This is a genomic window from Yoonia sp. R2-816, assembly GCF_046762905.1.
In the GTDB taxonomy this organism is placed as follows: Bacteria; Pseudomonadota; Alphaproteobacteria; order Rhodobacterales; family Rhodobacteraceae; genus Yoonia.
The window spans coordinates 70121-96142 of record NZ_JBKQXN010000151.1 but is presented as its reverse complement, the minus strand read 5'-3'; the positions used below and the strand labels follow the sequence as shown (position 1 = coordinate 96142).

The window sequence follows — 26022 nt, the reverse complement described above, 5'->3', positions numbered from 1 at the left end:
ATCGTTAGCTTTGGGCGCCTATATCCTCCGACGACTGTTGCTGGTGATCCCGACCTTGCTGGGCATCATGATTGTCAACTTCGCCCTGATCCAGTTTGTGCCGGGTGGCCCCATTGAACAGATCATTGCCCAGCTCGAGGGCAGCGGTGACGTGTTTGAGGGGATCGCCGGTGGTGGCAACGAAGTTGGCGGTGGTGAGGATAGCGGGTATCTGGGCGGACAGGGTTTGCCCAAAGAGTTTATCGAGGAGTTGGAGCGCGAGTTTGGCTTTGACAGGCCGCCACTTGAACGGTTCCTGAATATGATGTGGAACTACATGCGCTTTGATTTTGGCGAAAGTTGGTTTCGCAAGATCAGCGTTTTCGATCTGGTGATCGAAAAGATGCCTGTTTCCATCACGCTGGGCCTGTGGTCCACCCTGATTGCCTATCTGGTGTCGATCCCGTTGGGTATCCGCAAGGCCGTGCGCGATGGCAGCCCGTTTGACACCTGGACGTCAGGTGCGATCATCGTGGGCTATGCGATCCCGGGTTTTCTGTTTGCCATCTTGCTGATCGTGCTGTTTGCGGGCGGGTCCTATTGGCGCATCTTTCCGCTGCGAGGGCTCACATCTGCCAATTGGGAGGACCTGAGCTTGATCGGCAAGGTGCTGGATTATTTCTGGCATATCACATTGCCGGTGATTGCCTCGACTATCTCCGCCTTTGCCACTCTGACCCTACTGACCAAGAACAGCTTTCTCGACGAGATCAAGAAGCAGTATGTGATTACCGCCAAGGCCAAGGGCTTGTCGGAAAGCCGGGTGCTGTACGGCCATGTGTTCCGCAACGCCATGCTGATTGTGATCTCGGGCTTTCCGGCGTTGTTTATCGGGGTTTTCTTTGGAGGCTCGCTGATCATCGAAACGCTGTTTTCGCTGGACGGGTTGGGTCGGCTGGGGTTCGAGGCTGCGGTCGCCCGCGACTATCCGGTTGTCTTTGGCACCCTGTTTGCGTTTTCGCTGATCGGACTAGTGGTCGGTATTCTGACCGATCTTACCTATGTGTTCATCGATCCGCGTATTGATTTTGAGGCGCGGGGCTGATGGCGAAACGACCCTTCCTGTCCCCGCTGAACCAGCGCCGCTGGCGCAATTTCCGCCGCAACCGCCGGGCCTGGTGGTCGCTTGTCATTTTCGGCATCCTGTTTGGGTTGTCGCTTTTGGCGGAGTTCATCGCCAATGACAAACCGATCCTTGTCAGCTACCGCGATGAATTGCGGATGCCGATCTTCAGCTTTTACTCCGAGCAGGATTTCGGCGGCGATTTCCCGACCGAAGCAGGTTACAAGGATGTCGAGGTCGAGTGCCTGATCGTCACGGGCGGACTGGTCGATTGTTTTGACACGCCAGAGGAATTGATTGCCGCGGTTGATGCTGGCGAGACGGTGGATATCGAGGGGTTTGAGCCCGGTTGGGTCCTGTGGCCGGTGATCCCGTTTTCCTACAACACGATCGTGGATGTCCCCGGCGTCGCCCCATCGCCCCCCAGCGGTGAGAACTGGCTGGGTACCGACGATACCAAGCGCGATGTGGTCGCCCGAATTATCTATGGCTTCCGCCTGTCCGTGATGTTTGCCCTGATCGTCACGGTAATGGCGTCAGTTCTGGGCATTATCGCAGGGGCTGTGCAGGGGTATCGCGGTGGTTGGACCGACTTGTTGTTCCAGCGCTTTATCGAAATCTGGACGGGCATCCCGTCGCTTTATGTCATCATCATCATGACGGCCATTTTCGGGCGAAGTTTCTGGCTGTTGGTCTTTATCACCGTCCTGTTTGGCTGGCCTGCGCTGACGGGATTGGTGCGCGCGGAATTCCTGCGCGCCCGCAATCTGGAATATGTGCGTGCTGCCAAGGCGCTGGGCGTCAGTGATCGGACGATCATGTTTCGCCATATGCTGCCCAATGCGATGGTGGCGACGGTGACCATGCTGCCATTCCTGGTGACAGGGGCAATTGGCGGGCTGGCAGCCCTCGATTTTCTGGGCTTTGGATTGCCGTCATCATCTGCGTCGCTGGGCGAGATGACATTGCAGGCCAAACAGAACCTGCAGGCCCCGTGGTTGGGCTTTACCGCCTTTTTCACCTTCGCGATCATGTTGTCGCTCTTGGTGTTCATCTTTGAAGGCGTGCGTGATGCCTTTGATCCCCGCAAGACCTTTGTGGCCGACGGCAAGGTCGAAACCGACGATCTGCCGTTTGCCAAAGAGGTGACCTTGGCCAAGACAGGGACGGATCAACGATGAGTACGCCACTGCTGGATGTGCGCGACCTGCGCGTGGCCTTCCGCCAGGATGGCGAGACGACACATGCCGTGCGCGGCGTGTCTTTTCAGGTGCAGAAAGGCGAAACGGTTGCCATCGTCGGCGAGAGCGGGTCGGGGAAATCAGTGACGGCACTGTCGACGGTGCAGTTGTTGGGTGACAGCGCTGTCATGGCCGGGTCCATCACCTATGACGGCGCGCAGATGGTCGGCGCGGATGAGGTTGAACTGCGCCGGGTGCGGGGCAACGATATCAGCTTTATCTTTCAAGAGCCGATGACATCGCTGAACCCGCTGCACACGCTGGAAAAACAGTTGGCGGAAAGTATCGAATTGCATCAGGGCATTCGTGGCCCGGAGGTGCGCAAACGCATCATTCAATTGCTGGATCGGGTGGGGATCAGGGATGCGGAAAGCCGTCTGAATGCATACCCCCACCAGTTGTCCGGCGGGCAGCGTCAGCGGGTCATGATTGCCATGGCATTGGCGAATGGACCGGACCTCTTGATCGCGGATGAGCCGACGACCGCGCTGGATGTTACCATTCAGGCGCAGATCCTCGACCTGCTGGCCGATCTGAAACGGGATGTGGGCATGTCGATGCTGTTCATCACCCATGACCTGACCATTGTGCGCAAGATCGCCGACCGGGTCTGTGTCATGAAGGATGGCGAAATTGTCGAGACCGGCCCCACTGAAGAGATTTTTGCCAATCCGCAACATCCCTATACCCAGATGCTGCTGGCCGCTGAATCGACCGGTGTGCCTGCGGCTGTTCCGGCAGAGGCGCCTGTCGTGCTGGAAACCGACAATACCAAGATCTGGTTTCCGATCCATCGCGGGCTGCTGAAGCGGACGGTAGGGCATATCAAAGCGGTGAATGCCGCGACCCTGACATTGCGAGCGGGTGAGACGCTGGGCGTGGTGGGTGAAAGCGGGTCAGGTAAGACCACTTTGGCGCTGGCGGTGATGCGTCTGATCGGGTCGGAGGGCCGGATCGCGTTTCAGGGCACCGATATTCACCATCTGAATCAGCGCCAGATGCGCCCGCTTCGCAGTGAAATGCAGATCGTGTTTCAGGACCCTTACGGATCATTGTCACCGCGTATGACCGTGGCCGAGATTATCTCGGAAGGGTTGGGTGTGCATGGGGTAGAACCGGGCCGTAACCGGCGCGAGATGGTGGCCGAAATCATGGGCGAGGTGGGGCTGAACCCTGACCTGATGGACCGGTATCCGCATGAGTTTTCGGGCGGGCAGCGCCAGCGGATTGCCATTGCCCGTGCAATGATCCTGCGCCCCAAGCTTTTGATCCTGGACGAACCCACATCGGCGCTGGATATGACGGTGCAGGTACAGATCGTGCAATTGCTGCGTGATCTGCAGCAAAAATACGCGCTGGCCTATCTCTTTATCAGTCACGACCTGAAGGTGGTGCGCGCGCTGTCACACAAGGTGATGGTGATGAAGCAGGGTGATGTGGTTGAGGCCGGGGACGCGGATGCGATTTTTGATGCGCCAAGGACCGAATACACACGCGCACTGATGGCTGCGGCGTTTGAAGGCAAGGTTGCCTGAGGACTGCGCGTTATGCGAAGGCACATCTCCTTTCGCCATGCAATCTCGAGAAGCCTGCCTATATGAAAATAGAGCGCAGGATGCTGCTGCATCTTGCGCCGAATGAGGAGACCTGACGTGATGACCAAACCGATTGCCCGCCGCATAAGGATGGCAGCCTTGTCGTTGGGTGTATCACTCTGTGCGGTGACGGCCCTTGCCGATTCAGCCCTGACCCAGGTCATGGAGGCCTGCGGCGGGCAGTTTGAAACACGCGAGGACATTGCCAGCTTTCTGTCCAGCGCAGGTTGGGTGCCCGCCGCCGGAGATCAACGCCCGCTTTTGGAAGATCTGGCGACCCTTGATAACGCGCATGGCTCTCTTCCCCAATACGAACTCGGGCCGATGCAACCGGTGCGCCAGCAATTGATCGTGAATTATTGGATCGACACGCAGACCGGCACGAGGTCGGGACCTTTCGCAATCATGGCGAGGCCGACAGAGCCGCCTGCCATTGTAGTTGTAAGTGATTGGACCAGCGCCCAACCTGTTCGGCAGATATGCCTGTTGGGCATTGGTGCCGAAATGGGGCTCCGCGATGCAGCATCGTTGCTGCCCGGCCAGCCAACGCCAGCGGTGCGGTTGGGTCGGTGGTCAACAGTGATCGGTCAATATGGCGAGACCGGCACGCTCGCAACTTTCGATATGCTGACAGTTGATCGCGACCATCTGACGGACCGGCTGGGCCGGACGCCGCAATTGTTTAGCGTGCTCGAAATCAGCGTACCTTGGCAGTAACTGTTGCCGGGACAGATGACTGACTGTCTAACCATCCGACCCGATCATGAAGCAAGTTGTCCCGCGCGCCTGCAGCCTGCGGCACGCCAGATCGGCCCCTTCGCGGGTCAGGCCCATGAAGTTGGCGTCGAACCCGCCAGAGCGTTGCACGACCCGGCGGAGTGAGCCGTCAAGCGTGCTCATCTCGTTCAGGGCGACGCGCAGTAGCACCCGTTCGGCGTCATAGCGCGTATTGTAGCGCCCGACGTTGACCCCCCAGTGCCGCCCGCCCGAGGTAGAGATGCGGGTCACGACCTCTGGTCCGGTTTCCACGGGGGCCGTTGCCAGATCAGGTGCGGCGGCGGCCATCATGACGGTTTCGGTGGAAGGGGCCGGACGTGGTTGCGGGGTGACCGCGGGCGTGGCGCTGGCGACTTGCGTCGTTTCCGGTGCAGGTTCCCCAAGCACATCGGCGAGCGCCTCTGCCACGGCTGCATCGACCGCGCTGGCCACGACTTCGTCGATCACGCTTTGATCAATGGCTGCGACAAGCAGTTCAGGCTCTGGTGCTTGCGGCAGTGGCCGCGCCAGGGGGCGTATGCTGGTGGAGACGAGCCCGTTGACGCGCACTGTCTTGCCAGCGCTGCCACGCACGGCGGCACCCTGATTGCTTGGTGTCCCCGACAGCATCGCCGCAGGCGGGTTTGGCTGGCGGATGCGTGCACGCGACGGCGCGCGGTTGAAACCCATATCCATCAGTTCAGTGATGCGCGCGTTTCGGGCGGCTGTCGAGGACCCGCCGAACACTGTGGCAATGATCCGTTCCTGACCGCGCTGGGCAGAGGCAACAAGGTTGAAGCCAGCGGCGCGCGTATAGCCGGTCTTGATTCCATCGCCGCCCTGGTAGCTGTTCAGCCAGCGCCGATTGGTATGGCGCACGGTGGCGATCCCTGCATCGGCGGTGCGGCGCGAGAACAGGTTATAGTATTGCGGGAAATCATAGATCACGTGACGACCGAGCACCGACATATCGCGGGCGGTCGACATATGCCCGTTCTGGGTCAGCCCGTGGGCGTTGCGGAAGGTGGTGTTGCGCATGCCCATGGCGATGGCGGTCCGGTTCATGCGTGTGGCAAACGCAGCTTCGGAGCCCGAAATCGCCTCGGCAATGGCGGTTGAGGCATCATTGGCGGATTTCACGGCCGCCGCGCGCAGCAGATAGCGCAGGCGGATGCGTTGCCCGGCGCGCAGGCCCAGTTTGGAAGGGGGTTCGCTGGCGGCCAGGCGACTGACAGTCACCTCGGTATCCAGCGTGATCTCACCCCGTTCGATCGCCTGAAAGGCAATATAGAGCGTCATCATCTTGGTCAGCGATGCCGGATGGAGCCGGGTGTCGGCGTTGCGCGAATGCAAAACCTCGCCCGTGCGCGCGTCCATCACCATTGCTGCGTAGGGTGCTGCCGTGCCGCGCAGGGGCGCCACAAGCAAAGATATCATTAATACGAATAGAAATAGCCCGTTGAGGGCCAATTGTCCCGGACGACTTGCCACGTCGCTTGCCTCTTTTTATCTGCCTCTGACCCCGGATTTTTCCGGTGGTCTTGTTATTATGAAGCAAGGCTAACACAGCTTCGATTTTCAGAAAATACCCTAAATTCAAAGACTTTGCAGGTGATGATCAGGTTGATATAGCAACATGTGGTGGGCCGGGTGGATCGGCCCCCAAGATGGGTGACTTGCGGCCTGCTGTCGCCTCTTTTGTGGTTTGCGACAGCTTGGCCTTTTCACTGGGGGCGTGTGCCTTATATATAACGCCTATCACACGGGACATATTGATGCTGGCTGACCTGATCATGATGGCTGACAAAGAGGATGATGACGACGGCGACGTCGGTGTTGTGCTTGAGACAAAGCCCAAGACCAAGCGCCCGCCGCTTTATAAGGTTTTGATATTGAACGATGATTTCACGCCGATGGAATTTGTCGTGCATGTTCTGGAGCGGTTTTTTGGCCTGTCCCATGCGCAGGCGTTTGAACTGATGCTGACCGTTCACAAGAAGGGCGTCGCGGTCGTCGGTGTTTTCAGCCACGAGATTGCCGAGACCAAGGTTGCGCAGGTCATGGACTTTGCCCAGCGTCATCAGCACCCGCTGCAATGCACAATGGAGAAGGAATAGCGCAGCAGCGCTGTTCCCCGCCACATGTCCCAATCCCGCCTCAGCACGGCCCTGGATGATGGTCTTTTGGCGTTGCCTGATGGCAACATTTCCGTAATGCGCCCACCGGCGGGCTATGATGTGTCAGCGCTGCCAAGGGATGCGACAGAGATCGTGCATGGGTTCTATCCTGACTACATAGCGTGGCAGAATGCGGGGTATGGTATGGCGCAGTCGGTGGCGGACACCAAAACGGCCATCGTGGTTCTGCCGCGTGCGAAACTGCTGGCGCGGGCGATGATCGCGGACGCCTGCGACAATGCCGATTTCGTTATAGTTGACGGTCAAAAGACGGACGGTATCGACAGTATCTTCAAGGCATGTCGCAAACGGTTGGGCGATTTGCCCTCGATCACCAAATCACATGGCCGGATCTTCTGGTTTGCGGCGACGGATGCGTTTGCCGATTGGGAGGCACCTCCGCCCCAGAAGGGCGCGCATGGATTCTACACGACCGCCGGTGTGTTTTCGGACGGGGTGGTTGATGCGGGCTCTGCCCTGCTGGCCGAGGCGTTGCCTGCCAAGCTTCCCGCCCGCATGGCCGATCTGGGGGCCGGGTGGGGGTATCTGGCGGCCCCGGTTCTGGCCCGTGCCGGTGTCACATCGCTGGATCTGATTGAGGCCGAGGCGCTGTCGGTTGCCTGCGCCCGTTTGAATGTCACCGATCCGAAGGTTCGGTTTCACTGGGCGGACGCAACCCGGTTCAAGCCGGACAGCCCGTTTGATGGGATCGTCATGAACCCACCCTTTCACGCTGGTCGCGCGTCTGATCCCGGGCTGGGCCGCGCCTTTATTCAGGCGGCGTCACGCCTGTTGGCCCCGCATGGCAAGCTGTGGATGGTCGCCAACCGGCATTTGCCCTATGAAACAACCTTGACCCAAAGTTTCCGTAATGTGGACATGATTGGCGGTAACGGTGCGTTCAAACTGTTTCACGCCAACCGGCCTGTCCGCTAAGGCGCGCTGAGGGAGACCCACATGTCCTTTTCCATCGCTGGCAAGACGGCCATCGTCACCGGAGCGGCCAACGGCGTTGGCTTGGCCATCGGGCGGCATTTTGTCGAACAGGGTGCCAATGTGGTTTTCGCCGATATGGATGAAAAGAAACTGTGTCACGAGATCGGCGAAGAGGCGGAGAAGGAAGAGAATATTCGCATCTTTGCCGGTGATCTGCGCAAGAAGCTGACGGTCACCAACCTGCTGTCATCGACCGTGGATGCGTTTGAGCGGGTGGATATCCTGGTCAATGCATCGCGACAGGTGATGACAACCGACCCGCTGAACCCCGATGACAACTCGGTCGATGAACTGCTGAACCAGAACCTGCTGACGGCCTTAAGGCTCAGCCAGGCCACCGCGCGGCGCATGATCAAACAGGCCGATGGCGATGATGACAGCCCGATTGGCGCGATTGTGAATATCAGTTCGATTGCCGCCCGCCGCACCCATGCTGATCTGCTGGCCTATTCGGTCAGCTGTGCGGCATTGGACCAGATGACCCGGTCGATGGCCGTGGCCATGGCCCCCCACCGCATCCGGGTGAACGCCGTGGCGTTTGGCAGTGTGATGAGCGCCAGTCTGAAAGGATCGCTGAAGGATCACGATGAGACGCGCGAGGCGATTGTGGAAAACACGCCGCTACACCGCATCGCCAGCCCAGGTGAGGTGTCGGATGCGGTGCAGTATTTGGCGTCAGATGCGGCCGGTTTTGTCACCGGCCAGATCATTACTGTCGATGGTGGGCGTACGCTAATCGACCCTGCAGACGTGTCTGCGCACTGATCATTCAGGGTGAATGGCGATGCATTGTTGCACTGCAGTATTCGTCGCCGCCTGAAGTGGAGCCAGTTGACGCTTGAATTCAGCAAGTTTTCTGCGTTCGTCAGCGATGTCGATTTGAACCGGATCCGATGTTGTAAACGTCTCGGTACGATCACAGGGATACCGTTCGACCGTGCCGTCGGGCAGTGTGTTTGTGCAGGTGGCTTCAACAGTCCGAGTGTTTCTGCTCGTGCTGATAGCGAAGCCGCGGTCGACATTGCCCTGCGCCGTTTTGATCTTGCTTTCCAATGTGCGTAGCTGATCATTGGCGTTGTAGATGCAGTCTTCGCGGGGCGTGGAACATGCCGCTAAGGCAAGGGCGGGAAGCAAGAGTAAGATCGAGTGGCGCATGGTTTCTCCAGGGTTTTGCGAATACGTAGGGTTCAAGTATGCCGCATTTTATGTATGCGATGCGTTGTACGTATCGATCTTTTCGGTGGCAACCGTGGTCGCGCAGGTCACTTTTTGAAATGGTGGGCGCTGTTGTATGTTTGCACCATCCGAAGCGCCGGAAGATAGAGTAAGCCACGCACAAATGGCCTAACCGGATGAAAATCTTGATTGGCGCAGAGGTCTATTCAGGATGGATCGCAATGCATTGGGCGACGGCGGCGTTAGTTCCGGTTTGAACTTGCGCGAGCCGTTCTTCCAAAGAGGCAAGTTTGGCGGTTTCTGCATTCAGGTCGATGGCGACAGGTTCCGTCACGGTAATCGTGTCCGTCTTGCTGCAGGGAAAGCGGAATGTCGTGCCGTCGGAGTTTTCACCTCTGCACATGCGGGTGAATGAGCGGACTTCCTGGCGTTCCTCCAGCGCATAGCCCCGTGCCAGATTGGCCCGTGTTTCATTGACCAGCGCACTGAGTACCCGCGCCTCACGACTTGCCTCGTTGATGCATTGTTCGCGAGGTGTTGCGCAGGCGGTCAGTGCAAGCAGTGGCAGAATCAGAAGGGCGGGGCGCATGGCTGTCTCCGAAGGGTGAAACGAATGGGTTTGGTCTGGATCATCTATACGTGATTGATATGGTGCAAGGAAAGTAACACGAGAGTGTTATGCAATATCAGGGGACAGAGGCAGTCATGTCAGAGGGGTTTGCGGCCGAAAAGGCGAAGGCATCGGCGTGGTTTCGCACATTGCGGGACGATATCGTCGCCGCATTCGAAGGGCTTGAGGATACAGACAAGTCTGACAGGCCAGCCGGTCGGTTCGAAGTGACCGAAACCAAGCGGCATGCTGACGACGGAACGGATGCAGGCGGCGGCCTGATGTCGGTGATGCGCGGCGGTCGGGTGTTTGAGAAGGTGGGCGTCAACGTCTCAACCGTTTATGGCGCGCTGGGTGAGGCCGCGCAAAAGGCGATGGCCGCCCGCGGTGTGCCTGGCATGGCGGATGATCCACGGTTCTGGGCGTCGGGCATTTCACTGGTCGCGCACATGCAGAACCCGCACGCCCCGGCTGTGCATATGAACACGCGCATGTTCTGGACACCTCATGCATGGTGGTTTGGCGGTGGGTCCGACCTGAACCCTTGTATCGAATATGATGAGGACACGGCCCATTTTCATAGCGTCCAGAAGGCCCATCTGGACCCGCATGGCGCGGCGCATTACCCCAAGCTCAAGGCTTGGGCGGATGAGTATTTCTATATCCCGCATCGCAAGCGGGCGCGGGGTGTCGGTGGCATCTTCATGGATGATTACTGCACCGGCGATTGGGAGGCTGATTTCGCCCTGACGCAGGATATTGGCCGCGCCTTTTTGCCAGCCTATGTGCCGCTGGTCGAAAAACGGCGGGAGACGCCATGGACCGACGCCGACAAGGACACCCAGCTGGTCCATCGCGGACTTTATGCCGAATACAACCTTGTCTACGACAGGGGCACCAAGTTCGGGCTGGCCACTGGCCATGACGCCAATGCGGTGCTGATGAGCCTGCCGCCATTGGCAAAATGGATCTGATGATCGCTGATTTCAGTTTCCCGGGCGGATGAATTTCGCCCCGTCCGGCCGCTGCGGTGATCCATCCGAGGCCGGCACCGACATTTCATCAAAGGCGGCCTGTCCTGCCACCGGTCCTTTCGCCATATCGCGCAGCAGCATGCCAGCCAGTTCCGGTGAAATCTCGCCTTTGCTGGCGTCGCTGAGCATCTGCGCGGCACGGTCGGGCGCAAAGTGAACCATCGCACGGGCAATGCGCATCTGGACCAGCCCGGTGGGCCGTTCACTGCCGACTTGCGCGCCCAATGCGGACCGCTCCTCTGGTGTGGCGCTGGCAAGGCCAACCCAAGCCGTCAGCGCGATGAGTGCCGCGACCCAGGCGCTGCGGACACTGTGAAAGATCAGGCGTAGGGTGACTGGCATCGCAGGCTCCGAAAATGCCCATATTGTCTGCCGGATCAATACGGCAAAACTAGGACCCGCGCACGGTGTCGATCATCAGTTGCACATTGTCGGGGTTGGCGTCTGGGGTGATCCCGTGGCCCAGATTGAAGATATGTGGCCCCTTGCCGAACGCATCGCAGATCGCCCGTGTTTCGTCGATCAGGGCTTGACCCCCCGTGACCATATGAGACGAGGCAAGGTTGCCCTGCACGCAGCCGTCGATCTGGACATGTTCAGCGGCCCATGCCGGATCCACACCATCGTCAAGCGCCACACAATCGGCCCCCGTGGCCTTGTGAACGCCTGCAAAGCGGTGATCCGCCCCGCGCGGGAACACGATGACTGGCACGCCCGGGTGCCGGTCGTTGATCGCATGCGTGATCTTTTGCATCGGATGGATCGAAAACTCGGTGAAGTCCTCGCCCTGCAATGATCCCGCCCAGCTGTCGAAGAGTTTGACCACTTCGGCCCCGGCCTGAATCTGCATTGACAGGTATTCAATCGTCGCCTCCGTCAGCCGGTGAATAATCCCTTCGAACACAGGCCGGTTTTCGGCCTTGAGTGCGTGGGCGGGGCCCTGATCAGGCGTGCCCTGACCCGCGATCATATATGTGGCTACGGTCCATGGCGCTCCGGCGAAACCGATCAGGGTGGTTTCGGCGGGCAATTCGCGGGACAGGATTTGCACGGTTTCGTAGACGGGGCGCAGCGTCTCGTGGATATCGTCAACGATCCTGAGCTTGGCGAAATCATCGGCGGTGGTGATCGTCGACAGGCGCGGCCCTTCGCCGGTGACGAACCACAGGTCCGCGCCAAGCGCCTGCGGGACCAGCAGGATATCGGCAAAGAGGATCGCCGCGTCAAAGCCATAGCGCCGGATCGGTTGCAGTGTCACTTCTGCTGCCAGGTCGGGATTGTAGCAGAGCGACAGGAAATCACCGGCCTGTGCCCGGGTCGCCTTGTATTCCGGTAGGTAGCGGCCCGCCTGGCGCATCATCCAGATCGGGGGGGTCGGCAGTGTCTCGCCCCGGAGGGCCCGAAGGATGGTTTTGTTCTGCGTCATGGGGTGTCCTTTGCTACCCTCCCTTGGTCCCAATTGCGCTTGGTGTTGTCAAGCTAGGTTGACAGGTCTAACAATCCAAACATGACGTTTGAAAAGCCTTCCCGCACCGCCCCGTTCAACATCGGAACCCGTGGTTCGCCGCTTGCGCTGGCGCAGGCACATGAGACCCGCGACCGGCTGATGGCGGCCTTTGATTTGCCGCAGGAGGCGTTTGCCATTTGCGTGATCAAAGTAACGGGTGACGCGGTTCAGGATCGCCCTTTGAAAGAGATCGGGGGTAAGGGACTTTTTACGCGCGAGATTGAAGAGGCATTGCTGGACGGCTCCATCGATATCGCCGTGCATTCAATGAAGGATATGCCGGTGGAGCAGCCGGGCGGGCTGGTTTTGGACACCTATCTGCCGCGCGAGGATGTGCGCGATGCCTTCGTGTCGTTACACGCCAAAGGGCTGGATGACCTGGCAGAGGGGGCGACGGTTGGCACCTCGTCCTTGCGCCGCCGCTCGCAATTGCTGGCGCGTCGTCCGGATCTGAATGTGGTGGAGTTTCGAGGCAATGTGCAGACCCGGTTGAAGAAACTGGGTGATGGTGTGGCAGAGGCCACGTTTCTGGCGATGGCGGGGCTGAACCGGTTGGGGATGGCGGATGTGCCGCGGTTTGCGATTGAACCGAAAGATATGTTGCCTGCGGTTGCGCAAGGGGCGATCGGAATCGAACGCAGGGGTGATGATACCCGTGCGGCAGAGATGCTGGCCGCGATCCATGACGGGCCGACCGGCCAGCGGCTGGCGGCAGAACGGGCATTTCTGGCGGCGCTTGACGGGTCGTGTGAGACGCCGATTGGCGGGCTTGCCGAGCTGGATGGTGGCAATCTGCGCTTGCGCGGTGAGATTTTGCGCACAGATGGCACGGCGGTGTTCAGCGATGACGTGACCGGTCCGATTGAGGATGGTGCGGAGATGGGGCATGCTATGGCCGGGAAACTGCTGGCGCAGGCGGGGCCGGGGTTTTTCTGATGTGCTGATCAAGGAATTTCGTGACGAAATTCCTTTTGCTATCCAGAATTTTCATCACGAAAATTCTGCGCTGTTATGGCGTGGGAATAACTTTGCCGGGATTGAGAATATTCTTGGGGTCAAGTGCGGCCTTGATCGCCCGCATCGCATCGAGCGCGACCGGGTCCTTGCGCCGCCGCATCGTCTCCAGCTTTGACAGACCGATCCCGTGTTCGGCGCTGAACGTGCCGCCGAGATCCTGCACTACATCTTCGACCGCTTCGACCATGGCGGCCATGACATCTGGATCATTGCGTTTGAGGAACGTGGTGTGGTGGATATTCCCGTCGCCCAGATGCGAGACGATGCATTCGTGGCAATCGGGGTCGATCGCCTTGAGCTTGGGGGTGATCTGCGCCTCGAACGCGCCGACCCTGTCGAGCGGCACGGCGATATCGGTATTCACGAAGATACCGCCCTGCACCATGACTTCGCCCGCCGCTTCCCGGCGCGCCCACATGGCACTGCGCTGCGCTTCGTTCTGGGCAATGACGGCATCCAGCACGCGGCCGTCTTCCATCATCCTGCCCAGAATGGTTTCAAGCGTGTTCACAATTGGCACTTGCCCGTCGGGGCCAGGCGTCGCGTCGCGGGGGGCGGTCGCCCCGACTTCGACCAGTATGTTGACGTCATAGGGGGTATCGAACGGCTCTTGTGCGCCGTCGATCAGTTCGATGTGCCGTGCAATGTAGTTGCGCGGCATGTATTCGAATGCTTCGACTGCGCTGCCGGTCTCGTCCTGTAGCGTGTTCAGGAGGGTCAGCGCATCATCAAGGTTGGGTACGGCGACCATGGCCGTGGCATAGGCGCGGGGCTTGGGTTTCAGCTTCATCACCGCGGCGGTGATGATGCCCAACGTGCCTTCGGCGCCGATCACCAGTTCGCGCAGGTTGAGGCCTGAGTTATCCTTATGCAGCGCCGTCATCAGATTCATGATGCGCCCGTCCGCCATCACGACCTCGACCCCCAGACAGAGTTCGCGGGTATTGCCGTAGCGGACCACGTTGGAGCCGCCTGCATTTGTCGACAATACGCCGCCGATCATGGCAGAGCCACGCGCACCGAATGTCAGCGGAAAGATCAGGTTGTGGGCGTCGGCGGCGGCGTGCAGGTTGCTCAGGATCACGCCGGCCCCGACAGTGGCCGTGCGTCCGCGCGGGTCAATTTCGACGATGGTATTCAGCCGGTCGACAGACAGCATCAGGGCGTCCTGCCCCATGGTGGCCCCGGTCAGCCCAGTATGGCCGGACACCGGAACAACGGGTGTGTCAGTGTCATTGGCGATCTTGAGGATCGCTGAGACCTCCCGCGTATTGCCGGGACGCAGAACCGCAAGCGGCTGGCCCACATAGGCACCGGTCCAGTCGGTGACATAAGGCGTGGCATCCTTGCCTGTCAGTACGCGATCTTTGCCGATCTCGGCTGCAATATCGTCCAGAATAGCCATGATACCTCCCGTCGCCTCGCGCAGAGGCTAAAGCGAAAATACAAGGGGCGAAAGACCGAAGCTCTGAGCGCTCGAGAGGAGGGAGAGGCAAATGGTGGCGCGGGGGAGACTTGAACTCCCGACTCAGGGTGGCTTGCGTAGCAAACGCCCACAAGTCGGGCCATCCGTGAGGCGGTAAATCGAAACCGGGAGCTGGGAGAGGCAAATGGTGGCGCGGGGGAGACTTGAACTCCCGACCTCGCGATTATGAGTCGCGCGCTCTAACCAGCTGAGCTACCGCGCCGCACCACGTGCGCCCGATTACGCAAAGGGCGCAACACTGTCAAACCGATTCTGGACGATCACAACGTTCCAACGACGTAAGATGGGTTTAAACCCATCTTACGGTGCGGCATCTGTCAGTCATAACGCAGCTCAGTCGCTTTGCCGCGAAAGATTGTATAGGCCAGAATGGTGTAGCCCAAGATCGTCGGCAGCACGATGCAAGTCCCGATCAGAATGATGAACAGGCTTTCCGGTGCGCTCGCGGCCTCGTAAATTGTCAGCTGTTCGGGCACCACGTAAGGGTAGAAACTATACGCCATTCCGCCAAACGCCATCACCCAAAGCGCCGTGGCCGCAGCAAAGGGCAGCCATGATCGGCGGTCCTGATAAAACGGCATCCGCCGCAGCATCCACCAAAGCCACACAACCAACAGGCCCGAGATGATAGGAAGTGGCGACAGGTAAAGGAATGACGGCCAGCTGAACCATTTGTCAAAAATCCGCTCGCTTACAAACGGGGTGGCTAGAGAGATTGCGCCGATCCCCAACACCAGCCCCCAAATGCCGCCCTTGGCCCAGTCCACCGCCTTGCGTTGCAGATGTTCATCGGTCTTGTGGATCACCCATGTGGCCCCGATGAAGCTATAGCCGACGGTCAGAAAGATTGCCGTCAATACGCCAAAGCCCGCGTTCATCCAGCTCCATTCCAGACCCATGATATACATGCCCAGCATGAACCCTTGGCTGAGCGAGGTCATCAGCGAACCCGCAAAGAAAGCGTTGTTCCAAGCATCCTTGTGCGGGGCAGGGGCCTTGGCCCGAAACTCGAAAGCAACGCCGCGCAGGATCAGCCCGATCAGCATGATCGCAACAGGCAGATAAAGCGCTGTCAGGATATCGCCATGCGCCGCCGGGAAGGCGACCAGCAACAGGCCCACCGCCAGTACAAGCCATGTTTCGTTGGCGTCCCAGAACGGCCCGATCGATGCGATCATGCGGTCCTTTTCCTCATCATCGGCGAAGGGAAACAACACGCCGACACCCAGATCGAACCCATCCAGCACGACATAGATCAGGATCGAAACCCCCATCAGGGCTGCAAAAACGAAAGGCAGCCAGATGGTTGGGTCACCAAAGGTATTCATATTCTCTACTCCGCTGGAACAGCTTTGGGTTGGGCCGCCGGTGATGGGGCCACCCGTGTGTCGATATGTTCACCGCGCGACATTTTTCGGGCCAGATAGAGGATGACCGCGATATAGGCGACAAGCAACACGGCATAGACAACCAGATAGGCAATCAGCGTGGACAGGACCATCGGGGCGGGCACATCAGCGACCGCTTCCTTGGTGGTCATCACGCCCTGCACCAGCCAAGGCTGCCGCCCGATTTCGGTTGTGTACCAACCGGCAAGGGTCGCCACCCAGCCGCTGAAACTCATACCGACCAGGGCATAGAGCATTGGCTTCGGCAGCCCCTCGATCCCGCGCCGCTTGCGTATCATCATGACAGAAGCCGTCCAGCTGATCAGCAGCATCAGCAGACCCGTTCCAACCATCACGCGGAATGACCAGAAGACCGGATTGACCGGCGGGTGCTGCACCTCACCATCGGCGGTGACAAAGTCATTCAAACCCTGCACTTCACCGTTCCAATCATGTGTCAGGATGAAAGAGGCGAGGTTGGGAATGCCAATTTCAAACCGGTTCTCGCGGGCCTCTTCATCCGGCAGGGCAAACAGGATCAGGGGCACGCCGGTATCGGTTTCCCAGTTCCCCTCCATCGCGGCCACTTTGGCAGGCTGATACTCTTTGGTGTTCAGGCCGTGCAGGTCACCCAGCAGGATTTGCAGCGGGATTAGCAGTGCAGCAGCATAGACAGCCGTTTTCAGCGCCACCCGCACACCTGCGGTCCGCCCGCCGATCAGCCAGCGGAAGGCGCTGACACCAGCGATCAGGAAGCTGACGGTCAGGAAGCTGGCCAGCACCATATGGGCAAACCGATACGGCATCGATGGATTAAAGATGATGGCGGACCAATCGGTCGCATGTGCCACACCATCAATCATTTCAAAGCCTTGCGGCGTGTGCATCCACGAGTTCAGCACGATGATCCAGAAGGCCGACATCATGGTCCCGAAGGCGACAAGGAAGGTGGCCAGTGTGTGCAACCAGTTGGGCACGCGGGAAAAACCGAATAGCATGATGCCGAGGAATACAGCCTCCAAAAAGAAGGCTGTCATAATCTCGTATGCCAGCAATGGCCCCGCGATATTGCCGACTTTTTCCATGAAACCGGGCCAGTTCGTTCCGAACTGGAAGGACATGGTGATGCCAGATACGACACCCAGCGCAAATGACAGGGCGAAGATTTTCACCCAGAAGCGATAGGCCTCCATCCAGCGTTCCTGACCGGTGCTATTGTAGCGCAGTTTAAAAAACAGCAGCACCCAACCCAACGCAATGGTGATCGTCGGGAACAGGATGTGGAACGAAATGTTTGCCGCAAACTGGATGCGGGAAAGAAGGAGCGTTTCCATTTGGCCCTCGTGTTACTTACGGTCTGATCCGCTTGTCCGACATATAGCCCGGTTTCGGAATAGTTCACGGGGGTGCGACAGCAGGGCGCGCATCGTTAGAATTGTTCTAAAGGTGGGCGAAATTTTGTGATTTTTGCGTGACTTATCACGCAACTTCCGAAAGGGTCAGGACGGCAAGATAGGAGGACAGGATGACCGGATTTTTGACGACACATGTGCTGGATACGGCCAGAGGTCTGCCTGCAAAGGGCATGAAGGTCGACCTCTATCGGCTGGAAGGTGACAGCCGTGCACATATCGTCACGATGGTCACCAATGATGACGGGCGCACCGACAGCCCGATCCTGCCCGCCGCTGATTTTGCTGTGGGACGCTATGAACTGGTGTTTCAGGCGGGCGCCTATTTCGGGCGAGATGAAGACCCCGCCTTTCTTGACGACATCCCGATCCGGTTCGGCATCAACGACCCGACATCGCATTATCACGTCCCGCTCTTGGTTTCGCCCTTCAGCTTTTCGACATATCGGGGAAGCTGATAGCATCGACACGGTTCACTTGCCAAACCGCCAGCGCGTGATCTGCTGATAAAGTGCATCAGGTGTCAGCATGATTGACGGAAAGCCGCGGTGGTTCGGCGCGTCGGGCCAGCTTTGCGCCTCGATCGCCAGCCCTTCGTAAGTGCCGCGCCCTGGTCGTTGTGCCTGCCGCCCGTCATAGATCTGGATACCGGTTTCTGTGGTGGCCATGGTCATTTGCACACCTGACTGACCGGTCAGCCAGAGCACATCGCGTAAACCTGTGCGCGCGTCAGACAGGCAGAAATTGTTGTCTAGCGGCGGTTTGCCCGGTGCGATCTTGCGGGCCGTACGGAAATCCATCTCTGTTCCGCTGACATCTGCAATCTCGCCGGTGGGGTATGCATCATCGGTGCCGGGCAGATAGCGCTCGGCGGCGATGCAAAGCTGATGACCCGCCCATGTGTCGGTTCCATCAAGGTTCCAATAGCTGTGATTGGCGAAATTCATCAGCGTTTTGGTATCTGTCTGACCGGTAACACGCATGGTCAGGTTTGCGGGGGCTGTCACTGCGAATGTCACTGTCACCTGCCGATGTCCGGGCAACCCGCACAGGCCATCGGGCAGGGTAATCGACAGTGTTGCGCTGTTTTCGGTTACCTCAACAATATCCCAGACTTGCAGATGCGTGCCTTGCGCCCCCGAATGCAGATGGATGTAGCCCTTCTCGTTCCTTTCCAGTTCATACACCATCCCCTCCAGCCGCACGCGCGCGGTACTGATCCGATTGACCACCGGGCCGATCAGGCTGCCGTGATAGCGCATGTCGCCTTCATAGTCGGACAGGCTGTCCGAGCCGAGTGTCAGCGACCGGTCAACGCCCGCCAGCCGCACGTCCTGTAGGACCGCACCCCATGTCAGCAGGCTGACGGTCAGATCGCCAGCGGACAGCGTGATCTTATGGATATCCCGGCCATCCGCAGTCGTTCCAAAAAGGATCACAGCGGTTCCCAATGCACACCGGCGGGTGGGATGCTCACATTGTTCCATTGCTGGGCTTTGGGCGCATAATTGAAAACAAATCGATGCGTGTCCGTTTCACGAATGCGCAGCCCCTGCGGCAACGAGTGGCGTGGCAGGTCCTGCGCATCGCACAAATCGCGGATGATCGTGTCAAAGGTCGCGTCATCCGGCCAGCCGGCCAGATAGCGGATATGGTCGCCGCCCATGATGGCCGGCTGGCCCGCCTTGGTTCTCAGATGCACCGGCGCGGATCCTTCCAGATGTTCGAACCAATGCCAGAACCGCCCGCCACCTTTTAGTTTGACCATCGCATCGGGGGGCATGCTTTCGGTCAGCGTCACGGCGATATCGGTGTCGGGCAAATCGGGGCCAAGAGGCGTCGGGATGCTCAGCTCATCGGTCTTGGTATCGGTGCGCGGCCCGACGAGGGCAATACCGTCGAAGCGTGCCAGCTCCGCGCGAAGCGGGTCGGACAATGTCATGATACCGGGGGCGAGTACCAGCCTGTAAGCCGAAAGGTCGTTGGTATCCGGCGGCAGGATATCAATGTTCAAACCCGCCCGGCGCAGCGCGCGATAGGCATAGAAGGCCAGCCGGAACATGTCGAAATCCGCACCTTGTGGCTGGGCATCCCAGGCCCAGGCGCTTTCGTAATCAAAGATCAGTGCGGCTTGCGCCTGCGCTGCGCCGACCTCGGGCATATCCGCGATTTCGTCTGCCACCTGTCGCGCCTCGGCCAGTGCCGGGGCTGCTTCGCTATCAGGGCGCAACAGTCCCGCATGCATCTGCTCCTGCGCGAACGGCGCCTGCCGCCAGCGGAAATAGCACACCGTTTCGGCCCCATGGGCAAATGCCTCCCACGCCCAAAGCCGGGCCATGCCGGGCAGTGGGGCCGGATTGTAGGGCGCCCAGTTCACTGGGCCGGGCTGCTGTTCCATGACCCAAAGGCGACCCTTGCCCACCGCCCGGTAGAGGTCATGATGAAACGCCTGAAAGTCCGGGTGGCCCTGCCGCAGGAATTTTTTCTTTTCTTTTGAAGTACCTTCGAGCCGATCTGAAAGAAAGCCAATCGGGTAACTATCCCACGACGCGACATCCAGATCCGCACCAACCTTCCAATGATCGAACGTCGTGATCCGGCCCATGTAGTTGTGGATCAGCGGCGCATCGGTATGACGGCGCAACTCATCCGCCTGCACCTTGTTGAAAGCCACCACCTGATCGGAACTGTAGCGGCGAAAGGCCAGCTGATGTGGATGGTTGGGTTCGGTCACCGTCAGGTTGGGCAGGTCGATCTGGTCGAAATGGTCGTATTCCATCGACCAGAACACATTGCCCCAGGCCCGGTTCAGCGCATCGGTGGACTGGTATTTCTGCGCCAGCCAATCCTGAAACCCCCGCCGGGCCGCATCGGAATAACTCAGCGTCGTGTCGTGGCAATCATATTCATTGTCGATCTGCCAGGCCGCAATATGGGAGTTCTTGCCATAGCGTTCGCCCATCAACCGCGCAATCCGGCGGCATTCATCGCGATAACCCAAATGGCTGAAATCATAGTGGCGGCGCGAGCCGAATTTGCGCGGCCGTCCTTCCGCATCAACGGCGAGCATGTTGGGATGTTTATCCACCATCCAGCGCGGCGGGGTCGCTGTCGGCGTGCCAAGGATGATCTTCAGACCAGCAGACCCCAGCACATCAATCGCGCGGTCGAGCCAGTCCCACGTGAACGTGCCGGGGGTCGGCTCCATCCGGCTCCACGCGAATTCGCCGATCCGCACCCATGACAGGCCGGTGTCGACCATGCGTGCGGCATCCTCGGCCCATTGATCCTCGGGCCAGTGTTCGGGGTAATAACAGACGCCAAGCGTGCGTTTCATGTCGGAGCCTATAGATACGGGCGCTTACAGGATGACCTGATGTTCGCGCTGGCCTGTGATATCGGTCGGGATGGCAAATGTCTTGCCTTCGTCGGCCCCACTAAGACCGACAGCGGCAGAGGTGCAATAGAGTGTCTGCAGATCCGGTCCTCCAAATGCAGGGCAAGACGTTTGGCGCGCAGGGAACGCATGCGCAGTGATAAATTTTCCATCAGGCTTGTATCCGGCCACCCGCGCCGTGCCCCATTGCGCGTTCCACAGGTTGCCAGCCACATCGACGACCGCACCATCAGGCCGGAAGTCGGTGCCGGTTAGATCGATATGCAATATAGGGTCGCCATCAGGCCAACCATCGGCATCCAGCGCCACGCGCAAAATCTTCTGCGTCGGCGTATCTGTGAAATAGGCGGTCTTGCCATCCGAGGCGAAGCAGATTGCGTTGCTGATCGTAATCGGCGCGAAAAGCTGACGCAGCTCGCCCTTGTAATAGCGATAGATCGCGCCTGCACCCTTTTCCGCATCGATCCCCATTGTCCCGATCCAGAACCCGCCCTGCGGGTCTGCGCGGCCATCGTTAGAGCGTGTGACAGGATTGTCGGCTTCAAGTGGGCAGATTTCTTCGTGATCGCCAGACGGAATGTCGAACCGATGCAGCGCGCGGGCCGACGCGACCAGCAGCGTATCACGGTCAACCCAGCCCGCTGCGCTGACATAGGTGTCGAACTGCCAGTGCGTGCCCTTGGTGTGCAGGCGCTGACCGAGGATATCGAACCAGAACAGCTGTTCACGTTCCGGATGCCAAAGCGGGCCTTCGCCCAGCTGGCATTGGGTATCGTCAAAGATCATCCGGCAGCCTCATCATAGGCGGCCACCATGTCTTTCGCTCGGGCGGTGACCTCGGCCACCGAAAGCCCAGGTTTGTAAAGGGCGGAGCCGATGCCAAACCCATCCGCGCTCGCCGCCATCCACTCCGCGAAGTTTTCCGCGCCAGCACCGCCCACCGCATAAACCTGCGTACCCGGCGGCAGGACCGTACGGATCGCCTTGATCCCGTCGGGGCCAAGCAGGCTCGCCGGAAAAATCTTCAGCCCGTCCGCGCCCCATTTCAGCGCCTCAAAACACTCGGTCGGGGTCATCACCCCCGGCCAGCTTTGCATGCCCGCATTCTTGGTCGCCACAATCACCCGCTGGTCGCAATTGGGCGACACGATCAGCTTGCCACCCACCTGCGCGACGCGGCCAACATCATCTGTGGACAGAACCGTACCCGCCCCGATCAGGGCGTCATTCCCATGGGCATCGACCATCGCCTTAATGCTGTCGAACGGGTCCGGCGAATTCAGCGGGACTTCGATCTTGGTGATCCCGGCGTCGATCAGGGCGGCAGCCATGGGTGCCGCCTCAGGCGGAGTAATACCACGCAGGATGGCGATCAATGGGCGTGACATGGGCTATCCTTTCAGACGGCGGTAAGCGGCGGTAAGACCCGCAATGGTGATGGCGTCGCCCTGCACCTGCGTGGCCGGGGCATGTTGCGCGGCAAGGGCATCGACATAGAGTTTCGACAGGTCCCCAGCCCCGATCACGGCGATCTGTTGACCCAGCCAATAGGGTTTCGCAGCGGCGAGTTCCGCCCCGATCAACAGTCCCGAAAGGCGGGCGCGGGCGGCAGCACCGGACAGGTCATTCAACAGCCCCTCGGCCCGGAGCGAGAACAGACGCGCAGCCAGCCGTTCGGGCCGGGCCATCGCATCGGTCACGGCGGTGGCGAATGCGTCATCATCCCAGCCTTCGGCCGCGATGGAATGGCGCAGCACAGTGTGCTCGCTGATCGTCGCAAACAATTCCCCTGTCATGAAGGTCTGGAAACTCACGACCTCATCGGCACTGACATGCACCCATTTCGTATGGGTGCCGGGCAGGCAGATCACCCCGTCCCAGTTCTTGTTGCGGGCCAGAAACCCCGCGATCTGGGTCTCCTCGCCCCGCATCACATCCGCCGGGCTGGCTTGCTTGACCCCGGGAATGACATAGACCTGCAGATCAGGATGCTGCGCCGGGGCGCGGGCGAACCCTTCGGGCAAGGCAGGGCAGGGAACCGCGCTGTAAGGCGCCTCGACCCAGCCTTGGCGCGATCCGACCATGCCACAGGCAATCACAGTCACTGGGCCGTTGATCCAGTCGCCCACGGTACGCAGCAGTTCCGGTTCAAACCCATCGCGCGCCAACTCGCCCATGCCTTTGTCAGACCGGGCCTCCGCCAGCACGGTGCCCGAGGCGGACATCGCCCAGGCCCGCATATTCGACGTGCCCCAATCCACCGCGATCCAGTCTGGCTTGATATCGCTCATCCTGCGTGCACCACCCCTGCGTCAATCACCATGACCTGCCCCGTCATCATGGCCGATGCGTCGGAGGCAAGAAAGAGGGTTCCGCCAACCATATCCTCGGGCTGGATGAATTCCTTGAGACATTGTTTTTCAAGAAACGCCGCTTTCGCCTCTGGCGTGGCCCACATCGTTTCCTGTTTCTCGGTAAACACCCAGCCGGGCGCGATGGCATTGACCCGGATCCCCTTCGGCCCCCACTCACGGGCCAGGGCGCGGGTCATGCCGGTGATGCCTGCATTCGCGCTGACATAAGGGACCATGCCGGCAGCCCCCATCATGTAAGTGATGGAGGAGAAATTGATGATCGATCCTTTATCGGCCATCAATTCCGCCGCTTTCTGGCAGGCAAAGAAATAGGCCTTGAAGTTCACCGCCTGACTGTCGTCCCAAACCTCCGGCGTGATCTCCATCGCGTCGTAACGCATGTCGTTGGCGGCGTTGTTGACGAGCGCCGCGAAGGGGCCGTGCGCCCCCACCGCCTGTTCCATCGCCGCCTGCAAGGCGGCGGTATCCGTGATGTCGCACTGGATGAATAGAGGGCGGCTGCCATAGGCCTTGTCCATCGCCGCCACAAATGCGCTGGCATCGGACCGTCCGACAAAGGCGACCTTGGCGCCCTGCGCCAGAAACCCTTCGGTCAGGGCCGCCCCAATGCCATTCCCGCCGCCGGTGATGAAAACAGACGCATCTTTCAGATCATGAAACGTCGCGCTCATAGCCGCTCCCCCTCCAACACCCACATGCGTTCCGGAAACGACCACGGCAAGGTCACGCCGTGGCGCATCAGATAGGTGCCCGTGACCTCGATCGCGCCGGATTTCAGGATCGGGTTGCCGCGCGACAGACGCGGGGCGCTTTCACGGTTGATCAGACGGACGCGGTAGGTGGCGTCAGGCTCCAGCGCGGTCAGGCGCAAGGGGCGAGGCGCGATCTGTGCGCTGGTCGCGGCCTTACCCGCAAACACGACAAACCTGTCCTTGTCGCGGGCCAGTTGCTGTTCAGCCATCACGGCGGTATCGGCACTGTCCAGCCGCAGAATATCGGCGGTCTGCATCCAGTGGCGGTGATGTTTCCACCAGCTTGTGACCTCTTTCAACACGGCGGTTTCGCGTGCGTCCAGCTCGCGCGGATCCATCTCGAACCCCATATGGCGCTGGGCGGCGACCCAGGCGCGGAAAGAGATATCGAGCGTGCGGCCAGATGTATGGCACACACGCGGCCCGACATGGGAGCCGGTGACCGCCAGTGGCAGGAACAGCGCCGCATCATGCTGAATCCGCAACCGTTCCAGCGCGTCATTGCTGTCTGACAGCCAGACCCGCTGCGTGCGCTGCATGATCCCAAAATCGATCCGGCCCCCGCCAGAGGCACAGCTTTCGATCTCCACATCCGGGAAATCGGCGCGGAGCCGGTCGATCAGGGCGTATGATCCGCGCGTCTGCGCCGCATCCGGCATCGGCAGCACCCGGTTATGATCCCACTTGATGTAATCGATATGATGATCGCGCAGGATCGCGGACATGCGATCATAAAGAAAATCGCGCACCTCTGGCAGCGCCATGTTCAACGCCTTTTGCTGGCGGCCAAGGGTCTGATCCTCTGCGCCGAACACCCAATGGGGGTTGGCGCGGTGAATGTCGCTGTCTTCGTTGATCATCTCTGGTTCGAACCACAGGCCGAACGTCATGCCAAGCGAATGCACATGGTCGATCAGCGGGTGCAGCCCGTCAGGGTATTTACGCGGGTCCACCGTCCAGTCCGACAGGCTGCGCGTGTCGTCATCGCGATTCCCGAACCAGCCGTCATCGAGCACGAACCGTTCCGCCCCCAATTCCGCCGCCCGATCCGCGATGTCCTGCAGCACCGGCAGCTTGTGGTCGAAATAGACGGCCTCCCAACAGTTATAATGCACCGGGCGCGGCGCGCTGGGCTTCGGCCATGTCACGATCCGGTCGCGCAGGTGACGCTGGAACGCAACGGCGCAGCCATTCAGCCCCCGATCGGAATAGGCGATATAAAGGGGCGCGGTTTTGAATTGCGTTGCCGGTTCCGTCTCCATCCTTGCGGCATGGCCCCATTGGATCTGGCGGCGGCCATCCTGCAATTCCTCGGCGATCATCTTGTGCCCGCCGGACCAACCATAATGAAAGGCATAAGCCTCGCCTTCGGTGTTGGTGGCCCCACGGCATGGCACAATCAGACCGGGGAAATGTTCATGTCCGGTGCGCCCCGTGCGGTTCTCGCGATAGCGCATGCCGGGCGACCAGGCGGTGCGGGACAGTTGAAACTCACCACACCAGCGCCCCGACACATCAATCATCTCGTCCGATTGCTGCGGGCCGGGCAGGACGGGCGCGGCCAGCCAATGCAGATGCACGGGCCGGGTCGCGTCCAGCGTGGTCTGGCAGGTGATGATATGGGTCTCGGGGTCGGACGCGAAACTGACGGTCAGGGTCAGACCATTGGCCTTATCGGCATAGGTCAGCTCCAGCGTGCCATTCTGTTCGACACTTTCGAAACAGAACTTGGGCAGGAGCGGCGTGCCGTCCGTATCGCGCACGATTAGCCCCGGCTGGCCGGGGAAACTGCGCGTCGCCTCGGGACAGATCGACAGATCCGGGTTTTCGTCCAACATCCCGCCGGTGACGTCAATCGCGTGCGCGGCATGCAGCGTGTTCAGGTTCTCGCCATCCGGCAGGACAGCGCCCCAATATACCACCTCGGGCAGGCGGTCGTTGGTGGCCGCCAAGACAAGCGTCTGGCGGCCATCGTCAATACGATAGGTCCGGTTCATGGTG

At 59.8% G+C, this 26022-nt stretch carries 25 protein-coding genes and 1 tRNA gene; 10 read left to right on the top strand and 16 right to left on the bottom strand.

Annotated features, from left to right (window positions below; translation table 11 throughout):
• Positions 1 to 10 precede the first annotated feature (10 nt).
• From ACFWW2_RS05275 to ACFWW2_RS05260, 4 genes are all read left to right on the top strand, one after another.
• On the top strand, positions 11 to 1084 hold the full coding sequence (locus ACFWW2_RS05275; RefSeq protein ID WP_393926694.1) for a microcin C ABC transporter permease YejB: 1074 nt from the start codon (positions 11 to 13) through the stop codon (positions 1082 to 1084).
• Positions 1084 to 2283 (top strand): ABC transporter permease, encoded by a 1200-nt coding sequence (locus ACFWW2_RS05270; RefSeq protein WP_393926693.1) that lies wholly within the window; start codon positions 1084 to 1086, stop codon positions 2281 to 2283. Before ACFWW2_RS05275 ends, ACFWW2_RS05270 begins: the two co-directional genes overlap by 1 nt.
• Complete coding sequence (locus ACFWW2_RS05265) at positions 2280 to 3878, top strand: ABC transporter ATP-binding protein (RefSeq protein ID WP_393926692.1); 1599 nt, start codon at positions 2280 to 2282, stop codon at positions 3876 to 3878. Before ACFWW2_RS05270 ends, ACFWW2_RS05265 begins: the two co-directional genes overlap by 4 nt.
• Before the next feature lie 120 nt (positions 3879 to 3998).
• On the top strand, positions 3999 to 4655 hold the full coding sequence (locus ACFWW2_RS05260) for a hypothetical protein (RefSeq protein ID WP_393926691.1): 657 nt from the start codon (positions 3999 to 4001) through the stop codon (positions 4653 to 4655).
• A 27-nt stretch (positions 4656 to 4682) separates the two neighbouring features.
• Here ACFWW2_RS05260 and ACFWW2_RS05255 read toward each other — a convergent pair whose 3' ends face one another.
• Complete coding sequence (locus tag ACFWW2_RS05255) at positions 4683 to 6131, bottom strand: D-alanyl-D-alanine carboxypeptidase family protein (RefSeq protein ID WP_393926690.1); 1449 nt, start codon at positions 6129 to 6131, stop codon at positions 4683 to 4685.
• 338 nt (positions 6132 to 6469) lie between these two features.
• On the opposite strand from ACFWW2_RS05255, the gene clpS reads away from it, so the two are divergent.
• The 3 genes from clpS to ACFWW2_RS05240 are packed head-to-tail and all read left to right on the top strand — an operon-like array spanning position 6470 to position 8632.
• Complete coding sequence (clpS, locus tag ACFWW2_RS05250; RefSeq protein ID WP_393926689.1) at positions 6470 to 6811, top strand: ATP-dependent Clp protease adapter ClpS; 342 nt, start codon at positions 6470 to 6472, stop codon at positions 6809 to 6811.
• 24 nt (positions 6812 to 6835) lie between these two features.
• Positions 6836 to 7807, top strand: coding sequence for a class I SAM-dependent methyltransferase (locus ACFWW2_RS05245; protein ID WP_393926688.1), 972 nt, complete (start codon positions 6836 to 6838; stop codon positions 7805 to 7807).
• Between the two features lie 21 nt (positions 7808 to 7828).
• Positions 7829 to 8632, top strand: a complete 804-nt coding sequence (locus tag ACFWW2_RS05240; RefSeq protein WP_393926687.1) for an SDR family NAD(P)-dependent oxidoreductase — start codon at positions 7829 to 7831, stop codon at positions 8630 to 8632.
• Here the strand turns inward: ACFWW2_RS05240 and ACFWW2_RS05235 are convergent, their stop codons facing one another.
• Both ACFWW2_RS05235 and ACFWW2_RS05230 read right to left on the bottom strand, forming a co-directional pair.
• On the bottom strand, positions 8633 to 9022 hold the full coding sequence (locus tag ACFWW2_RS05235) for a hypothetical protein (protein WP_393926686.1): 390 nt from the start codon (positions 9020 to 9022) through the stop codon (positions 8633 to 8635).
• A gap of 223 nt (positions 9023 to 9245) precedes the next feature.
• On the bottom strand, positions 9246 to 9632 hold the full coding sequence (locus tag ACFWW2_RS05230; protein ID WP_393926685.1) for a hypothetical protein: 387 nt from the start codon (positions 9630 to 9632) through the stop codon (positions 9246 to 9248).
• A 116-nt stretch (positions 9633 to 9748) separates the two neighbouring features.
• Between ACFWW2_RS05230 and hemF the strand changes: the two genes are divergently transcribed.
• Complete coding sequence (hemF, locus tag ACFWW2_RS05225) at positions 9749 to 10627, top strand: oxygen-dependent coproporphyrinogen oxidase (RefSeq protein WP_393926705.1); 879 nt, start codon at positions 9749 to 9751, stop codon at positions 10625 to 10627.
• 12 nt (positions 10628 to 10639) lie between these two features.
• On the opposite strand, the gene ACFWW2_RS05220 is transcribed toward hemF, so the two are convergent.
• Positions 10640 to 11029, bottom strand: a complete 390-nt coding sequence (locus ACFWW2_RS05220) for a hypothetical protein (protein WP_393926684.1) — start codon at positions 11027 to 11029, stop codon at positions 10640 to 10642.
• Positions 11030 to 11078: 49 nt separating this feature from the next.
• On the bottom strand, positions 11079 to 12113 hold the full coding sequence (hemE, locus tag ACFWW2_RS05215) for a uroporphyrinogen decarboxylase (protein ID WP_393926683.1): 1035 nt from the start codon (positions 12111 to 12113) through the stop codon (positions 11079 to 11081).
• Between the two features lie 81 nt (positions 12114 to 12194).
• Between hemE and hemC the strand changes: the two genes are divergently transcribed.
• Positions 12195 to 13130 carry a hydroxymethylbilane synthase gene (hemC, locus tag ACFWW2_RS05210; protein ID WP_393926682.1) on the top strand — a complete coding sequence of 312 codons (936 nt, stop codon included), beginning with the start codon at positions 12195 to 12197 and terminating at the stop codon, positions 13128 to 13130.
• Positions 13131 to 13203: 73 nt separating this feature from the next.
• On the opposite strand, the gene ACFWW2_RS05205 is transcribed toward hemC, so the two are convergent.
• From ACFWW2_RS05205 to ACFWW2_RS05190, 4 genes are all read right to left on the bottom strand, one after another.
• The gene (locus ACFWW2_RS05205) at positions 13204 to 14616 is read right to left on the bottom strand and encodes an FAD-binding oxidoreductase (protein WP_393926681.1); all 1413 of its coding nucleotides are present in this window, start codon (positions 14614 to 14616) and stop codon (positions 13204 to 13206) included.
• Between the two features lie 206 nt (positions 14617 to 14822).
• Positions 14823 to 14899 (bottom strand) — tRNA-Met (locus tag ACFWW2_RS05200).
• Positions 14900 to 15014: 115 nt separating this feature from the next.
• A complete protein-coding gene (locus tag ACFWW2_RS05195) occupies positions 15015 to 16025 on the bottom strand; it encodes a cytochrome d ubiquinol oxidase subunit II (protein WP_393926680.1) in 1011 nt (336 codons plus the stop codon).
• 5 nt (positions 16026 to 16030) lie between these two features.
• Positions 16031 to 17419: a cytochrome ubiquinol oxidase subunit I gene (locus ACFWW2_RS05190; protein WP_393926679.1), complete on the bottom strand. Its 1389-nt coding sequence runs from the start codon at positions 17417 to 17419 to the stop codon at positions 16031 to 16033.
• Between the two features lie 191 nt (positions 17420 to 17610).
• Between ACFWW2_RS05190 and uraH the strand changes: the two genes are divergently transcribed.
• Positions 17611 to 17955 (top strand): hydroxyisourate hydrolase, encoded by a 345-nt coding sequence (uraH, locus tag ACFWW2_RS05185; protein WP_393926678.1) that lies wholly within the window; start codon positions 17611 to 17613, stop codon positions 17953 to 17955.
• Between the two features lie 15 nt (positions 17956 to 17970).
• Here uraH and ACFWW2_RS05180 read toward each other — a convergent pair whose 3' ends face one another.
• The 7 genes from ACFWW2_RS05180 to ACFWW2_RS05150 are packed head-to-tail and all read right to left on the bottom strand — an operon-like array spanning position 17971 to position 26018.
• Positions 17971 to 18948, bottom strand: coding sequence for an aldose epimerase family protein (locus ACFWW2_RS05180; protein WP_393926677.1), 978 nt, complete (start codon positions 18946 to 18948; stop codon positions 17971 to 17973).
• Entirely contained in the window at positions 18933 to 20834 is a 1902-nt protein-coding gene (locus tag ACFWW2_RS05175; RefSeq protein WP_393926676.1) for a beta-galactosidase, read from the bottom strand. The genes ACFWW2_RS05180 and ACFWW2_RS05175 overlap by 16 nt, the downstream gene beginning before the upstream one ends.
• Before the next feature lie 24 nt (positions 20835 to 20858).
• Positions 20859 to 21680 carry an SMP-30/gluconolactonase/LRE family protein gene (locus tag ACFWW2_RS05170; RefSeq protein WP_393926675.1) on the bottom strand — a complete coding sequence of 274 codons (822 nt, stop codon included), beginning with the start codon at positions 21678 to 21680 and terminating at the stop codon, positions 20859 to 20861.
• The gene (locus tag ACFWW2_RS05165; protein WP_393926674.1) at positions 21677 to 22282 is read right to left on the bottom strand and encodes a 2-dehydro-3-deoxy-6-phosphogalactonate aldolase; all 606 of its coding nucleotides are present in this window, start codon (positions 22280 to 22282) and stop codon (positions 21677 to 21679) included. Before ACFWW2_RS05165 ends, ACFWW2_RS05170 begins: the two co-directional genes overlap by 4 nt.
• Positions 22283 to 22285: 3 nt before the next feature.
• Positions 22286 to 23185 (bottom strand): 2-dehydro-3-deoxygalactonokinase, encoded by a 900-nt coding sequence (locus ACFWW2_RS05160; RefSeq protein WP_393926673.1) that lies wholly within the window; start codon positions 23183 to 23185, stop codon positions 22286 to 22288.
• Positions 23182 to 23940 carry an SDR family NAD(P)-dependent oxidoreductase gene (locus ACFWW2_RS05155; RefSeq protein ID WP_393926672.1) on the bottom strand — a complete coding sequence of 253 codons (759 nt, stop codon included), beginning with the start codon at positions 23938 to 23940 and terminating at the stop codon, positions 23182 to 23184. The genes ACFWW2_RS05160 and ACFWW2_RS05155 overlap by 4 nt, the downstream gene beginning before the upstream one ends.
• Positions 23937 to 26018 carry an alpha-galactosidase gene (locus ACFWW2_RS05150; protein WP_393926671.1) on the bottom strand — a complete coding sequence of 694 codons (2082 nt, stop codon included), beginning with the start codon at positions 26016 to 26018 and terminating at the stop codon, positions 23937 to 23939. The genes ACFWW2_RS05155 and ACFWW2_RS05150 overlap by 4 nt, the downstream gene beginning before the upstream one ends.
• Between the last annotated feature and the right edge of the window lie 4 nt (positions 26019 to 26022).